The following is a 13,377-nucleotide window of genomic DNA, read 5'->3' as shown; positions in this document are numbered from 1 at the left end:
CGGGAGTCACTTCCTGGGCGGGTTGGCGGGGAGCCAGTCCGCGAACTTGATCTGCCCGAGCTGTGCGCCCTCGTCGGGCAGCAGCCCCTTCGGGCCCGGCTTCTCGCCGAAGTAGCGGGCGTCGGGGTCGACGGTCACCTCACGCGGGTCGTTGCGGAACGCGAGGGCCTCGCGCACCCAGCCGGCCATGGTGAACACCTCGGGGCCGCCGAGCTCGGTCATCCCGTTCAGGGGGGTGCCGGCGGCGACCTTCGCGACGGCCGCGGAGACCTCGGCGGCCGCGATCGGCTGGATGCCGGCGTCGGGCAGCTTCACGACGCCGTCCTCCGTGCCGGCGTCGGCGATCGCGCCGGCGAACTCGAAGAACTGCGTGGCGCGCACGATGGAGTAAGGCAGGCCGGAGGCCTTGATCAGCTCCTCCTGGGCGACCTTCGCGCGCAGGTAACCGGATCCGGGCAGCCGGTCGCTGCCGATCACCGACAGCGCCACGAAGTGGCCTACGCCCGCCTCCTTGCCGGCCTCGGTCAGGTTCGTGGTTGCCGCGCGGAAGAACGCCATCACGTCCTCGTCGGCGAACGACGGCGAGTTCGAGACGTCCACCACCACGTCGGCGCCCTGCAGTACTTCCTTGACACCTTCGCCCGTGACCGTGTTCACGCCGGAGCCGGGCGACGCCGGCACCGCTTCGTGGCCGTGCTCCGTCAGCAGGCTCACGACCCGCGAGCCGATCAGACCGGTACCGCCGATGACGACAATCCTCATGATGCGCCTTTCGCCGAGGGTCCCCGGCCGGCCCGGGGACTTCGCACCAGCCTCGACAAGACGGGCCGCGGATCTGTGACAGAGCCGCCGCGAATCACCTGATCGGGTCGCCACCCGACACGAACGCGTCGCGCGGGTGCTCCACCGACGCGAGCGACACGATGTCGCGGCCGAAGAACGCCGCCGTGAGCCAGATGGCCAGCACGCGCACCTTGCGTTCCCAGCTCGGCACCGCGAGCACGTGGTAGCCGCGGTGCATGAGCCACGCGAGCAGGCCCGTGATCACGATCCGGCGGTACTGGAAGATGCCCTTGCCGATGCCCAGCGTCGCGACCGAACCCAGGCTGTGGTGCACGTACCGCTTCGGTGCGCGGCCACGAACATGTGCTGTGAGATTTCGAGCGAGCAGCTTGCCCTGGCGGACCGCGTGCTGTGCGTTCGGCACCGTTCGCGCACCCGGGACCGGCGACGCGAGGTCGGGTACCGCGGCGTCGTCACCCGCTCCCCACGCGCCCGGCACCGGGTCCGTCTCGGTGCCCACGCGCAGGTCGGCGCGCACGACCAGCAGGCCGCGTTCGTCGATCGGCAGGTCGGTGTGGCTGTGCACCACGGGGTTGGCGGCGTTGCCGGCCGTCCACACGATGAGCGCGGAATCGAACTCCTCGCCGGTCGAGAGCACCACGTGCCCGTCGACGGCCGACTTGAGCTGCGTGTCGAGGTGCACGTGGGCGCCGCGTTGTTCGAGCGAGCGCACCACCCAGCGACCCGGCTCGTCCGTGACCTCGGGCAGGATCCGGCCCGCCGCCTCCACGAGGTGGAAGCTCAGCTCGTCGCGGCTGATCTCCGGGTACGGCTTCAGCAGCGCCGTCGCCAGCGAGAGCAGCTCCGCGAAGCCCTCGACGCCGGAGAAGCCGCCGCCGACGAACGTCACCGTGAGCAGCTTCCGCCGCGCCGGCCCCGGTTCCAGCGCCGACGCGCGGTCGAACGAGGTCAGCAACCGGTCGCGGATCGCGACGGCCTCCTCCACGTGCTTCATCCCGATCGCCTGCTCGGCGATGCCCGGCACGGGGAACTTGCGCGTGACCGCACCGGCCGTGACCACGATCTCGTCGTACTCGAGCTCGAACTCCGGCCCTTCCGCCGGGAGCACCGCCACCTTGCGGTGGGCGTGGTCGACCTCGGTGACCTCCCCGGCCACCACCCGCGTGCGCCGCAGGTGCCGCCGCAACGACACCGCGGCGTGGCGCGCCTCGATCGAACCGGCCGCAACTTCGGGGAGGAACGGCTGGTACGTCATGTACGGCCGCGGATCAACCACGGTCAGCTCGGCCTCCGCCGGCTTCAACCGCTTCTCGAGTCCCCAGGCCGCGTAGAAACCCGCATACCCGCCACCGACCACCAGGATCCTGCGCATTTCGCTCCTCGTTTCCTCGCTTGCACAAGGGAGACAAGACAGCGGCGTGGGATGTGACAGTTCTGTCCGGTTGAGTGGGCGCGGTCACGGGGTCGAACGGGCCTGGCTCGGCGCGGTCGAAAACCTCACGCTCGAGGGGGCGGTGCGACCAGCCCGGCCAGGGCGCCGTCCACGATCGATTGGAGGGTGGCGCGGCCGGGGTTCGTCTTGGCGAGCACGTTCATGCCCTGCACGACGGCCACGAGCAGGGGCGCCGACTCGGGGCCGGCGCCGGGACGGAGCTCACCGGCGGCGCGGGCGCGCGTGAGGGCGCCGGCGAGGCTGGTGCGCAGGTTGGCGAGGTGGTGTTCGAACATCACGGCGAGCGCGGGGTCGCGATCGGTGAGCTCGACGAGCGAATTGGTGACGAGACAGCCCCAGCGGCGGCGGCCGTCCACCATGGCGTCGACGAGGTGGGCGAAGTAGTCGCGCAGGCCCTGCAGGCCGCTCGGGGCGGTGTTGAGGCGTTCGATCGCCTCGGCCGACACCGTTTCCGCGTAGGCACGCAGTGCGGAAACGAACAGGTCGCGTTTGTTTCCGAACGCGGCGTACACACTGCCGGGCTGGAGGTCCATGGCCTGGCACAGCGCCTGGATCGACGTGGCGTCGTAACCACGCTGCCAGAAGGTGTCGAGGGCGACGTCAAGGGCTTCCCCGACGTCGAAAGTGCGTGTTCTTCCCACGACGTAATAGTAGGGTAAGCGTTCAAGAATATCGACGACAATGTGCTCGACGTGGTAGAACTCCACCACACCTAACTTGGACGGGTACTCAATCAAGGAGAGCGCATGCGGGTCGTGGTGATGGGCACCGGCGGAGTGGGCGGCTACTTCGGGGCCCGGTTGGCCCAAGGCGGCCACGACGTGAGCTTCATCGCCCGCGGCAAGCACTTGGAGGCGTTGCGCGCCAACGGGTTGCGGGTCGAGAGCCCGGTCGGCGACGTGCACCTGCCGAAGATCGACGTGACCGACGACCCCACGCGGCTCGCGCCCGCCGACGTCGTGTTGTTCGGTGTGAAGCTGTGGGACACCGAAGCGTCGGCCGAGCTCATCAAACCGTTGCTGACCGAACAGACCGCGGTGGTCTCCTTTCAGAACGGTGTGGTCAAGGACGACATCCTGCGCCGCGTCCTCGGGCCCGAGCACGTGATCGGCGGCGTCTGCTACATCGCCGCGACGATCGCCGAGCCGGGCGTGATCCGCCACACCGGCACGCTGCAGAAGCTGGTGTTCGGCGAGTACGACGGCACCACGTCGGCCCGGGTGCGGGCGTTTCACGACGCGTGTGCGGAAAGCACCATCGACGCGGAAATCAGCAACCGGATCGAGCAGGCGATCTGGGAGAAGTTCGTGTTCCTCGTCGGCCTGTCCGGTACCACGAGCACCGCGCGCACCACGATCGGCCCGATCCGGACCAACCCGCGTTCGCGCGCGTTCCTGCGTGACGTGATGGCCGAGGTGGTCGACGTCGCCCGCGCCCAGGGGGTCGCGCTGCCCGCCGGCTACGCCGACGACCGGCTCGCGTTCACCGACACCGTGCCCGAAGGCATGACGTCCTCGATGCACCACGACCTCGACCGCGGCAACCGGCTCGAGGTCACGTGGCTCAGTGGCGACGTCGTGGAGCGCGGCAAGGCGCTCGGCGTGTTGACGCCGTGCAACCGCGCGATCACCGACATCCTGGCCGTGCACAGCGAGGGCCGCCGCTGATGGGTCTCACGATCCGGTCGGTCGAGGCCACCCTGGTGCTGGTACCGATGCGCCGGCCCCTCGGGACCAGCGCCGCGCGGGTCACCGCCGCGCCGTTGCTGCTGCTCGACCTGCACACCGAGGAAGGCGTGACCGGGCGGGCGTACTCGTTCTGCTATCTCGAAGCCGCCGGGCACGCGACGGCCGCGCTGGTCCGGGAGGCCGACGAGACGCTGGCCGGGACCGCGGCCGATCCGGCGGCCGCGCGGGCGGTGCTCGAGGGCCGGTTCAAGCTGCTGGGCGTGCGCGGCCTCGTCGCCACGGTCCTGTCGCTTGTGGACACCGCGTGCTGGGACGCACTGGCGCTGGCGGCCGGGCTGCCTCTCGCGCGGCTGCTGGGCGCGCCGCTGCGGCCGATCCCCGCGTACAACAGCAACGGCCTCGGGCTGATCGAGCCCGCGGCCGCGGCGGACGAGGCGTGCGAGCTCGTCGCGGAAGGTTTCCGGGCCGTGAAGATGCGGCTCGGGCGCGCCCCGGCGGACGATCTGGCGGCGGTGCGGGCCGTGCGGGCGGCGGTCGGTGCCGACGTCGAGGTGATGTCCGACTACAACCAGGCTCTCTCGTTGCCGGACGCCTTCGTGCGCTGCCGGGCGCTGGATGACGAAGGCCTGGCGTGGATCGAAGAACCGGTGCGCCACGACGACTACGCGGCCGGCGCGCAGCTCACCGCGGTGCTGCGCACGCCCGTTCAGATCGGCGAGAACTTCGAGGGGCCGCGCGCGATGGCCACCGCGCTGGAGGCCGACGCGAGCAACCTGGTGATGCCGGACCTCGACCGCATCGGCGGCGTCAGCGGCTGGCGCGCCGCCGCGGCACTGGCCGACGCTCGGGGTGTTCCGCTGTCGTCACACCTGTTTCCCGAGGTCAGCGTGCACCTGCTGGCCGCATCGCCGACCGCGCACTGGCTCGAGTACGTCGACTGGGCGGCGCCGGTGCTGCGTGAGCCGCTGCCGATCATCGGTGGTCACGCGACGCCGCCCGAGCGACCCGGCAACGGCCTCGAGTGGGATGCCGAAGCGGTCGCCCGGTACCGCGTGGGCTGACTTACCAATCCGACCAGAAGTAGGCCGACCCGCTTGTGGCAGGTAACCGTTGCCACGAAGTCATTCGGCCGTGACTGTGGTCGGATTGGTAACGATCGACACCTTATAGTCCGCTCATGAACATCTGCGTCTTCCTCTCCGCCGCCGACCTCGACGAGCGCTACACCGCACCGGCGCGCGAGTTCGCTCGGCTCGTCGGCAAGGCCGGCCACACGCTGGTGTGGGGCGGATCGGACCGCGGCCTGATGAAGGTCGTGGCCGACGGGGTGCGGGAGTCGGGTGGGCGGCTCGTGGGCATCTCGGTGGAGCTGCTGCGCGGCGCCGCCCGCGAAGATGCCGACGAGATGGTGATCACGGCGGATCTGGCCGAGCGCAAGGCACTGCTGCTGTCGCGCTCCGAGGCCGTGGTGGTGCTGGCCGGCGGTCTCGGCACGCTCGACGAGGTCACCGAGGTGCTCGAGCTGAAGAAGCACGGGCTGCACCACAAGCCGATCGTGCTGCTCAACACCGACGGCTACTACGACGGCCTGATCCTGCAGCTGCGCCGGATGGAGGACGACCGGTTCCTGCCGTTGCCGTTGGCCGATCTCGTGCAGTTCGCCGCGGAACCCGCCGACGTGCTGGACCTGCTGGTGTGAGTCAGACGTCGGCGGCAGTGCGGAAGCCGGTGTTGCCGCTGGAGCTGTCGGGGGTGTTGCCGGTGCGGGCGGCGACGCGGTAGCGGTTGCAGTAGGACTCGTGGCACAGGTAGGAGCCGCCGCGCATGGCGCGGTGCGCGGAATCGAACGCGTCCGCACACCACTCCCAGACGTTGCCGGCCACGTTGTACAGGCCGAATCCGTTGGGCGGGAAGGCGTCGGCGGGTGCGGTGCCGAGGTGGCCGTCTTCTGCGGTGTTGTGGACGGGGAAGCGGCCTTGCCAGATGTTGCAGCGGTGTTCGCCGCCGGGGGTGAGTTCGTCGCCCCACGGGAAGCGGGCCTGGTCGAGCCCGCCGCGCGCCGCGTACTCCCACTCCGCCTCGGTCGGCAACCGGCGGCCGGCCCAGGCGCAGTAGGCGAGGGCGTCGTGCCAGGACACGTGGACGACGGGGTGGTCCCAGCGGTCTTCGACGCTGCTGCCGGGGCCTTCGGGTGCCCGCCAGTACGCCCCGGCCACGCCGCACCACCACGGCGCTTCTTCCGGTCGTGGCGACGTCCGGCGCAGCGGACCCGGGACGAACTTCGCGAACACGTAGGTCCAGCCGAACTCCTCGGCCTCGGTGCGGTGCCCGGTGGCCTCGACGAACTCCGCGAAACTCGCGTTGGTGACCGCCGTCGCCGCGATCGCGAACGGCGCGACGGTCACCTCACGCACCGGCCCCTCCCGATCGTCGGGGAAGCCGTCGGTGTCGTCGGTGCCCATGCGGAACGTGCCGCCGGGGAGGGTGATCAGGCCTTCGGCATCGACCGCCGGTCCGGCCGTGACTTCACGCGCCGCGGGTGCTCGGGAAGACCGCGACGGCTGGCAACAATCGGACACTGTGCGAGAACCTCCTCACGCACACGGTAACTTCCCGCACGGCGTCCGACAGTTCCCCTCACACCCTCAGCCGCGGTACCCGACCTCCTGCACCACCCACGTGTTCCCGTCCGGGTCGGCGAAGTCGAACGCACTCGCGTAGTCGACGCGCTCGGGATGCAGGCCCGGGGCCCAGTCGCCCTGCCAGTCGGCGAGGTTGTCCTTGTGGCGGAAGTCGCCGACCGCCACGCCCCTGGCCGTGAGGTCGCGGTGGGCGGCCGCGAGGTCGGCGACGACGAGGTAGGTGGTGCGCGCCGCGCCGGGGGTGGCGTCCGTGAGGCCGACGCCGAGCTGGATCGAGCACGCCGAGCCGGGCGGGGTCAGCTGGACGACGCGGTAACGCTCGTTGGGGTGGTAGTCGACGTCGAGGGAGAAGCCGAGCTGGTCGGTGTAGAACTTCAGCGATTTGTCGACATCGGTCACAGCCAGGGTGAGGACCTCGAGAGCCCAGTTCATCGGTGGTGTTCCTTTCACATGTCCAGGACGAGATCGGTGTGCGGAGTCGCGCAACACACCAGGGTCTGGCCGGCCGCCGGTGGCTCCAGGGGCGAGGGCGAGTAGTCGACGGAGCCGGACAGCACCGGCGTCACGCACGTGTGGCACACACCGGTGCGGCAAGCCCACCGCGCGGGCACGTCACACGCCTCGGCGAACTCCAGCAGGGTGCCGCCGGGGAACGGCGCGGAGATGCCGCTGCGCGCGAACGTCACGGTGGGGCCGGTTCCGGGCGGACCCGCCGGTGGGTGCGGCGGGCGGGCGACCTGCCCGACCAGGCCGGGGTTGATGGCGTCCAGCGCGCCGAACAGCTCGGTGTGGATGCGCGACGCGTCGAGGCCGGCCGAGGTGAGGGCGGCGGTCATGTCGGTCATGAAGGCCGCCGGGCCGCAGATGTAGGCGGAAGCGTCGGTGGGGACGCCGAGCTGCACCAGCGCGTCCTTCGTGAGCCGCCCCGCGTGGGCGTGCGCGGAGGCGCGTTCGGCGGGCGTCGCGGCGCTGAAGAAGATGTCTGCCCGCCCGGAGGGCAGGGTGGCGAGCAGCTGCCGAGCTTCCTCGGCCAGCGGGTGCTCCGCCGGACCGCGAGCACCGTGGATCCACCACACCGGGCGGGCACTCCCCTGCGCGGCCAGCCGGTGCAGCATCGCCAGCACCGGCGTGACGCCGATCCCGGCGGACACCAGCAGCACCGGGTCCACGCCGTCGCCGAGGACGAAGTCGCCGCGAGGTGCGGCCACGTCGAGCACCGCACCCTCGGCGAGGTGCGTCGTGAGGTACGTGCTGGCCACGCCGTCGCGCTTCACGCTGATGCGGTAGCCGCCGGTGCCCTGCGGCGAAGAGATCGAGTAGCTGCGCACCGGCGCGGGCGTGGCGGCGCCCGGGACCCGGATGGTGAGGTACTGGCCGGGCAGCGCGTCGGGCAGCGCGGCGCCGTCCTCGGCCGCGAAGTACACCGACGTGACCGTGGTGCTCTCGGGCCGCACCGCCGTGACGCGCAGGGGCCGGAACCCCTCCCACGCCGGCGCGGCGTCGGCCGCCGCGGTGCCGAGCAGCTCCTCGAACGACTGCCGCCACCCCGGGCTCAGCGCGGGAATCCCCGCCGCGACCCGCAGTTTCTCCTCGTCCTTGCCCGGGAGGTACAGCAGCGCGTCGGTGTCGGCCACGCTCAGCGCGCCCGGCCCGGTGCGTGTCTTCACGATCGCGTCGCCCGCCGCGACGTGGCCCTCGCGGATGACCCGGAAGTAGAACCCGGGCCGGTGGTGGCTCACGAGCAGCGCGGGCAGCTCCGGCTCCCCGAGCCGGATGCCGACGCGGTAGCACGTGACCCGCGGCTGCGTGACCTCGAACTCGGCCTCGCCGATGCGGTAGCGGTCGCCGATGCAGACCTCGTCGTCGGGCAGGCCGTCGACGGTGAAGTTCTCGCCGAAGGAGCCGTATTCGAGGTCGGCGCGGCCGAAGTGCCGCTCCCAGTGCCGGTAGGAGTCGAGCTGGTAGACGAACACGGCTCGTTGCTCGCCGCCGTGGCCGGCTTTGTCACCCTGGCCGTCGCCGTCGATGTTGAGCCGGCGGACCATGGCCGGGCCCTCGACGGGGTGCTTGAACACTCCCGTGTGGACGGTCTTGCCCTGCCAGGACACGTTCTTGGGCATGCCGACGTTCACGGCCAGAACCGTTGCTGTCATACCTGCACCTCCTGCGGCGTGACGACGTACCACTGTGCCACGATTCCCACCGGATTCCCCGGCTCGAACACGGTCCGTCCACACCGTCTTGGTCGGACGTTCAGACAGTTCGCTTGATCTCGTCGGTGTCGAGGCCACGATCGACCCCGTGGGGGATCACCGTCTGGCCGGGCGCGAGCGCCTGGCGCACACCGTCGAGGTAGACCTCGATCTTGTCCGGTTCGAACGACACCATCCCGGACACGCGCTCGACCTCGGTCCAGGCCTGCTCGTACGACCACGCGGCGCCGGCGTGGGAGCCGATGTCGTAGTAGCTGGCGAGACCCTTGTAGGGGCAGAACGTCTGGCCCTCGACGGGGGTGAGGGCATCCGCGGCGATGTCCTCGCGCGGCACGTACCAGCGCGGCGCGAAACCGGATTCGTACAGCACCACCGGGCGGTGGGTGTCGGCGACGACGCGGTCGCCGTCGCGGACGACGAGGTGGCGCGAGGTGTTCCGGATGTCGTTGCGGTGGTACAGGTCGGCGGCGTGGCCGACGATCCGGTCGTCCTCCTCGTAGAACGCCTCCATCGCCCGCCACGCGAACGCGACGCGGTCCTTCAGCACGTCGGCGTACTCCGGCAGGCCGGTGTACTCCCAGGCCGCCCGCTCGGCCCGGCCCTCACCGGAAGTGACGGTGTACCAGGTGGTGTCGCCCAGCTCGCGGTGCTTCGTCACGCGGTTGCCCGGCTCCAGCACACCGTCGGCGACGGCGCTCTTCGGGAAGTAAGCCACCGGGTAGTGGCCGGGTTCGTGCAGGAGAACCACGTCTTCGCTGTCGACGATCCAGTCGCCACCGAAGCGCACGCGCATCCGCCGGCGCAGCGGCTCGGCGAAGAGCAGCCGCTCGGGCAACGGCTCCGGGGTGAGGAACTTGCCGACCGACCTGGTCGAAAGGGGGCCTTGCTGCCATGCCAGTCCCATGGTGTCCGCCTTCTCTCAGCTAATGAGTAACGAGAATCTATACAAGTTAGCCACCGCGACACAAGTCCCAGTCAAAAGTTTGCTCAAGCTTCTAGCTAATGGGTACACTGGCCGAATGAGCAGTAGCGTCAGCCTGGAGGACATGCAACGGGCCGGCTTCCCCATGGGTGGTGAGCCGCTCGTCGCACTGGACCTCGCCGACACGCTCGAGGCCGAGACGGAGGCGGGCAACGGCGACCTGCTCGCCTCCCCCGAACGCAACGCGGCCTGGTGGGGCCTGGAGCTGTCGCGGCTGCCCGGCGAGGCAGCACCCGACGTCGTGCGCACACGCCGGCTGCGGGCAGCCATCCGTGACCTGCTGGAAGCCCACCTCGACGGACGCGGGCCCGCGCCGGCGTCGCTCGAGGAGGTGAATGCCGTCGCGGCGGCGGTGCCCACGAGCCCGCGGCTCGAGGCACGCGAGGGCTGGGAGACGTCCACCCGCTGGCACAGCGAGCACGGCGGCAACGTCGCGCTCGCGGCCATCGCGCGGGAGACGATCGAGCTGTTCGCCGATCCCGCCCGCCTCGCCCGGCTGCGCCGCTGCGCGAACCCCGACTGCACGATGTTGTTCCTCGCCACGAACCGGCGCCGGCAGTGGTGCGCGGGCAACGTCTGCGGGAACCGCGTGCGCGTCGCCCGTCACTACCGCCGAACCCACGAACAGCAAGCCGGATGAGAGGGCACACCATGACCACCGTCGCCGGGTTCCACAGTGGTGAGCTCAGCGTGCAGCGTCACGCCGGGCTCGAGTCCGAGGCAGCGCGGCTCGTCGGCATGCTCGCGCCCGCACAGCTGAGCCGCGGTGCCGCGGGTTTCCTGGCGCAGCGCGAGTTCGCGGCCGTGACCGCGCGCGACGCCGACGGGACACTGTGGACCTCTCCCCTGCTCGGGCCGGCCGGTTTCCTGGAGGGGTTCGACACGACGCTGGTCGTGCACACCCGCCCCGGCCCCGGGGATCCCTTGCGGGACTTGCCGTCCGGCGAGCCGGTCGGCCTGATCGCCGTCGAATTCGCGACACGGCGAAGGCTGCGTGTGAACGGCACGGTCGTGGCCGCGGCCGAAGGCGGGTTTCTGCTCGACGTGGAACAGGCCTACGGCAACTGCCCGTCGTACATCCAGCAACGGATGGTGGAAATCGACCACGCGCCGGACGCGCCCACCGTCGAACGTTCGGATTCCCTCACCGATTCACACCGCGCCCTCATCCGGCGCGCGGACACGTTTTTCCTCGGCACGAGCCACCCCACGCGCGGCGCCGACACCTCCCACAAGGGCGGCGAGCCCGGCTTCGTCCGGGTCGACGGCGGTGACCTCTGGTGGCCCGACTACGCGGGCAACAACATGTTCAACAGCCTCGGCAACATCACCAGCGCCCCCGAGGCGGCGCTGCTGTTCCTCGACTTCACCACCGGCACCACCCTCCAGCTCACGGGCACCGCCGCGCTCGAATGGGTCACCCCCGGCACCGCCGGGGAGGACGACGCGACGGGTCGGCGCGTGCGTTTCCACCCCGCGCGGGTGGTGGTGCGGGCGGGCGTGCCGGTGCACGCTTCGGGAGTGGTGCCGTCGCCGCACAACCCTCGAGTGACAGATCCACAGTAGACAGTGCTGGTCGCGCTGCGACGGCGTCGAGGGCGGCAACCGCGAGCCTCGACGACACACGTGCCGACGGCGAGGCTCCCCGGCCGACCGCGCGCACCGCAGCGCCGACACGGGCCCACGGGCTCGCGGCGGGTGCAGCGTCTCGATGATCTCACTACGGGTGACCAACAGCGCCCTGGCCACCCCGCGACGACGTGACGGATATCGTGGAGCCCATGACCGCCGGACCGACCCTCGAGGACGTGCAGGCAGCGGGGTTCCCCATGGGCGGCGAGCCGCTCGTGGCCCTCGACCTGGCCGACACCCTCATGACAGCCGTGGACCCCGCCGTCGACCTGATCGAGCCGACGGACGGGTTCGAGACCTGGTGGCGGTTGCAGCTGCCCCGGCTGCCCGAGGCGAGCGTGCCCACCGCGGCGGCGACCCGGCGGCTGCGCGCGGCGATCCGCGAGCTGTTGGAGTCGCACCTGGAGAACCGGGTGCCGCAGGCGGTCTCGGTGGAGGACGTCAACGCGTTCGCTTCGGCCGTGCCGCGCAGCCTGCGCCTGACCGAGGGCGACGGGGGCGTGCTGACCGCCGCCACGCGCTGGCACACCGAGCACGGCGGCAACGCGGCGCTGGCGTCGATCGCCACGGAGACGATCGAGCTGCTGTCGTCGCCGGCGCGGCTGGAGAAACTGCGCCGCTGCGCGAACCCCACGTGCTCGATGCTGTTCGTCGCCGAGACGAAGCGGCGGCAGTGGTGCACCGGCAACATCTGCGGCAACCGGGCGCGGGTCGCGCGCCACTACCGGCGGACGCACGCAGCTTCGTAGGACGAAAAACAGGCCCGGACCAAGCGGTCCGGGCCTGTTTCGGTGTGGCTGGCCGAACTCAGTGACCGAGCAGCGGCAGGTGGCCGAGCGCGTCGGTCGCGGTGTGCAGGTCGAGACCGTGGGTCAGGTCCTGCGCGTGGGACTCGAGGCCACCCAGCGGCGAGCCGGTGTGGGTCGCGTCGGCGACGTCGGCGATCGGGGTGTGCTGGATGCCCGCGGTGTCGGCCTGGCCGACGGTGTCGAGCACGTGGTGCACGGTGTCGCCCACGACCGGGGCCTGCGGCGCGGCGGCCGACAGGGTGTGGGTGACGGAGCCGACGGTGCCGGCCACGTTCGGGACCGCCGGGACGGCGGGCACGGCCGGGACACCCGGGACGGCCGGGAGGGCGGGCAGCGCCGGCACGGCGGCGGCGGCCGGGATGACGTGGTCCAGCGTGTGCGACAGGTCGCCCGCGGCACCGAAGTCGGCGCGCTCGTCGCCGTGGACGCCGACCGGGGTCGAGCCGATGGCGTCGTTCACGTTCGCCAGCAGACCGGCGCCGGTCACGCGGACGTCCTCGACGAGACCGGACGCGGTGCCACCGACGAGCGGCACGTCGTTCAGCGCGGCCACGGCGGCCTTCGGCATGAGGGCGTCGCCCAGGTGGTTGGTGGCGGCGTCGACCGCGGAGCCCACGAGCTTGCCGTCGAAGACGTGGTCGCCCACCGCGCTGACGGTGTTCTCGAGGTCGATCGCACCGGCGGCCACGACCGGGCCCGCGACCGGGACACCGTCGACCGCGACGGCGACGTGGTCGACGACGTCGGAGGCGGTGCCGAGGGTGGAGTGCGTGAGGGTGTTGAGGCCGGTCTCGTCCGCGAAGTCGCTGACGGTCTCGAACACACCGCTCAGGTTCGGCAGGCCACTGGCGATGCCGGTGACGTTCGGCAGGTCGGCGCGCTCGCCGGTCGCGTGGGCGAGCACGTTGCCGAAGACCGGCAGGCTCGGGGCGGCGGCCAGCGGGGCCGTGTCGGCCAGCAGCGGCATGATGTCCTGCACGTCGGCCGGCGACACGTCGGCCAGGCCGGCGGCGTCGAGCAGGCCCTGCGGGTTGGCGGCGTAGGCGGCCGCGGCCTGCGGGTCGCTCAGCAGGGTCATGGCGAATTCGTGCAGGTTCTGCACCGCGTCCATAGTCTGTTGTCTCCTGTGCACTGATTGATTCGGCCGTCGCTGG

The 13,377-nt window shown here is 71.2% G+C and carries 14 protein-coding genes; 6 read left to right on the top strand and 8 right to left on the bottom strand.

Annotated features, from left to right (window positions below; genetic code table 11):
- Positions 1–6: 6 nt before the first annotated feature.
- The 3 genes from ACWEOE_RS14455 to ACWEOE_RS14445 form a co-directional block, all read right to left on the bottom strand.
- Positions 7–762 (bottom strand): SDR family oxidoreductase, encoded by a 756-nt coding sequence (locus ACWEOE_RS14455; RefSeq protein WP_452008431.1) that lies wholly within the window; start codon positions 760–762, stop codon positions 7–9.
- Between the two features lie 94 nt (positions 763–856).
- Complete coding sequence (locus ACWEOE_RS14450; protein WP_452008428.1) at positions 857–2,176, bottom strand: NAD(P)/FAD-dependent oxidoreductase; 1,320 nt, start codon at positions 2,174–2,176, stop codon at positions 857–859.
- A 125-nt stretch (positions 2,177–2,301) separates the two neighbouring features.
- Positions 2,302–2,898, bottom strand: coding sequence for a TetR/AcrR family transcriptional regulator (locus ACWEOE_RS14445; RefSeq protein WP_452008426.1), 597 nt, complete (start codon positions 2,896–2,898; stop codon positions 2,302–2,304).
- Between the two features lie 105 nt (positions 2,899–3,003).
- Here ACWEOE_RS14445 and ACWEOE_RS14440 point away from each other — a divergent pair, with 105 nt between their 5' ends.
- The 3 genes from ACWEOE_RS14440 (at position 3,004) to ACWEOE_RS14430 (ending at position 5,644) form a co-directional block, all read left to right on the top strand.
- Positions 3,004–3,924: a ketopantoate reductase family protein gene (locus tag ACWEOE_RS14440; protein ID WP_452008423.1), complete on the top strand. Its 921-nt coding sequence runs from the start codon at positions 3,004–3,006 to the stop codon at positions 3,922–3,924.
- Positions 3,924–5,006: an enolase C-terminal domain-like protein gene (locus ACWEOE_RS14435; RefSeq protein WP_452008421.1), complete on the top strand. Its 1,083-nt coding sequence runs from the start codon at positions 3,924–3,926 to the stop codon at positions 5,004–5,006. Before ACWEOE_RS14440 ends, ACWEOE_RS14435 begins: the two co-directional genes overlap by 1 nt.
- 116 nt (positions 5,007–5,122) lie before the next feature.
- A complete protein-coding gene (locus ACWEOE_RS14430; RefSeq protein ID WP_452008419.1) occupies positions 5,123–5,644 on the top strand; it encodes an LOG family protein in 522 nt (173 codons plus the stop codon).
- Between the two features lies 1 nt (position 5,645).
- On the opposite strand, the gene ACWEOE_RS14425 is transcribed toward ACWEOE_RS14430, so the two are convergent.
- The 4 genes from ACWEOE_RS14425 to ACWEOE_RS14410 all read right to left on the bottom strand — a co-directional run bounded on the left by ACWEOE_RS14425 (position 5,646) and on the right by ACWEOE_RS14410 (position 9,704).
- The gene (locus tag ACWEOE_RS14425; RefSeq protein ID WP_452008417.1) at positions 5,646–6,524 is read right to left on the bottom strand and encodes a formylglycine-generating enzyme family protein; all 879 of its coding nucleotides are present in this window, start codon (positions 6,522–6,524) and stop codon (positions 5,646–5,648) included.
- A gap of 66 nt (positions 6,525–6,590) precedes the next feature.
- Positions 6,591–7,019, bottom strand: coding sequence for a VOC family protein (locus tag ACWEOE_RS14420; protein WP_452008415.1), 429 nt, complete (start codon positions 7,017–7,019; stop codon positions 6,591–6,593).
- Positions 7,020–7,033: 14 nt separating this feature from the next.
- Positions 7,034–8,740, bottom strand: a complete 1,707-nt coding sequence (locus ACWEOE_RS14415; protein ID WP_452008413.1) for an MOSC domain-containing protein — start codon at positions 8,738–8,740, stop codon at positions 7,034–7,036.
- A gap of 100 nt (positions 8,741–8,840) precedes the next feature.
- Positions 8,841–9,704, bottom strand: a complete 864-nt coding sequence (locus tag ACWEOE_RS14410; RefSeq protein ID WP_452008410.1) for a DUF427 domain-containing protein — start codon at positions 9,702–9,704, stop codon at positions 8,841–8,843.
- A gap of 115 nt (positions 9,705–9,819) precedes the next feature.
- Here ACWEOE_RS14410 and ACWEOE_RS14405 point away from each other — a divergent pair, with 115 nt between their 5' ends.
- The 3 genes from ACWEOE_RS14405 to ACWEOE_RS14395 all read left to right on the top strand — a co-directional run bounded on the left by ACWEOE_RS14405 (position 9,820) and on the right by ACWEOE_RS14395 (position 12,163).
- A complete protein-coding gene (locus tag ACWEOE_RS14405) occupies positions 9,820–10,422 on the top strand; it encodes a CGNR zinc finger domain-containing protein (protein ID WP_452008408.1) in 603 nt (200 codons plus the stop codon).
- Between the two features lie 11 nt (positions 10,423–10,433).
- Complete coding sequence (locus tag ACWEOE_RS14400; protein ID WP_452008406.1) at positions 10,434–11,348, top strand: pyridoxamine 5'-phosphate oxidase family protein; 915 nt, start codon at positions 10,434–10,436, stop codon at positions 11,346–11,348.
- 215 nt (positions 11,349–11,563) lie between these two features.
- Positions 11,564–12,163, top strand: a complete 600-nt coding sequence (locus ACWEOE_RS14395; protein ID WP_452008404.1) for a CGNR zinc finger domain-containing protein — start codon at positions 11,564–11,566, stop codon at positions 12,161–12,163.
- A gap of 58 nt (positions 12,164–12,221) precedes the next feature.
- Here ACWEOE_RS14395 and ACWEOE_RS14390 read toward each other — a convergent pair whose 3' ends face one another.
- On the bottom strand, positions 12,222–13,334 hold the full coding sequence (locus tag ACWEOE_RS14390) for an IniB N-terminal domain-containing protein (RefSeq protein WP_452008401.1): 1,113 nt from the start codon (positions 13,332–13,334) through the stop codon (positions 12,222–12,224).
- Positions 13,335–13,377 lie beyond the last annotated feature (43 nt).

This window comes from Amycolatopsis sp. NPDC004368, from assembly GCF_053602515.1.
Note: the sequence above shows the minus strand (reverse complement) of the source record. Positions and strands in the feature narration are given on the sequence as shown.